Raw genomic sequence first — 1,526 nt, forward strand, 5'->3', positions numbered from 1 at the left:
GCGACGCGCTGTCGATCCCGTTCCGCGCCACCCATGTCAGCGTGCCGGTCGACGTCTCCGACCTGGCGCCGACCGTGCCGGTCGCATTCCCGACCAGCTGGGAGAACTACCGCACGGTGCCGACCGCCAGCGACCCGCAGCGCACCCGCCAGGCGCTCGATCTGCTGCTGGCGGCGAAGCGGCCGCTGATCATGCTCGGCAACGGCAACCGCTTCGCCCTGCAGGGCGACCGCCGCGACCGCTTCATCGCCTTCGTCGAGCGCTTCGGCATCCCGGTGATGACCTCGCCCGACGGCAAGGGGCTGTTCCCGGAAAACCACGACCTGGCCCTGCGCAATGTCGGTTTGGCCGGCTGCATCTGGCCCAGCCTGTATGTCGGCGCCGCCGGCGGCGGCCCGGCCTATGACGCGCTGATGGTGATGGGGTCGATGCTGGGCAACTTGGCGACCAGCAACTGGAGCCCGGCCCTGCTGCCGCAGGGGCCGCTGATCCAGGTCGATGCCGACCAGTCGGTGATCGGCCGGACCTACCCGATCCAGCTCGGAATCGTCTGCGAACTCGGCCAGTTCATCGACGACCTCTGCGCCATGGGCGCGCTGGTGGAGCCGGACGCCGCCGCGGTGGCCGAGCGCAAGGCCTATGTCCGCTGGATCCGCGACAACCATGCCCCCTGGTACGATCCGGAGAAGCGCATTTCCGACGCCGTGCCGATCCTGCCGCAATCGGCGATGCGGGTGATCAACGAGGTGGTGCCGCCCGGCAGCCACATCTTCATCGACTGCGCCAACTGCGTCGGCTGGTCGCTGAACGACCTGGCGATCGATCCGCCGACCCAGATCCACCTGTCGCTCGACACCGGGCCGCTGGGCTTCGGCGTCTGCTCCGTGATCGGCGGCAAGTTCGGCGCCCCGGACCGGACCTGCCTGTCGATCACCGGCGACGGCGCCTTCCTGATGCATGGCGCCGAGGTCTCGACCGCCGCGCAATACAACATCGGCGCCATCTGGATCGTGCTGGAGAACAACGACCTGGCCATGGTCAGCCAGGGCAACGAGCATTTCTTCCCGAACCCGCCGGTGCCGTCCTGGAACGACTACTACAAGCTGGGCAACCCCGACCTGGTGGACTACGCCACCGGGCTTGGCGCCGACACCCGGCGGGTGAACGACCCGGCCGGGCTGCGCAAAGCACTGCTGCAGGCGATCGACCAGGCCGAGACGCGCCGTCGGCCGCAGGTGATCGTGCTGGACATCGACCGGTCGGAAGTCCCGCCCTACTACCGCACGCCGCCGCAGGCCGGCTGACCTCCACCCTCACGATAACCTGCAAGGAACCCTATGGCTGACAAGGCGGCCCGCATCACCGGCGTCGGCTTCGCGGTGCCGGACCAGATCCGGACCAATGACGACCCGGTCTTCGACTGGATCCGGACCCACAGCACCAGCCATTCCGATCTGTTCCAGGGCATCGAGCGGCGGCGGGTTCTGGCGCCGGACGAGACCCTGGCCGGGCTGATGTCCGCCGCG

2 protein-coding genes are annotated in these 1,526 nt (G+C 68.9%); both read left to right on the forward strand.

Going from position 1 to position 1,526, the window contains the following annotated elements:
* On the forward strand, nucleotides 1–1,304 hold a 1,304-nt coding region (locus AC3XYG_RS29490; RefSeq protein ID WP_489143446.1), incomplete at its 5' end, for a thiamine pyrophosphate-binding protein.
* Between the two features lie 33 nt (nucleotides 1,305–1,337).
* Nucleotides 1,338–1,526, forward strand: a 189-nt coding sequence (locus AC3XYG_RS29495) for a hypothetical protein (RefSeq protein ID WP_489143447.1), incomplete at its 3' end; no start/stop codon positions are given.

Source organism: Inquilinus sp., assembly GCF_057815775.1.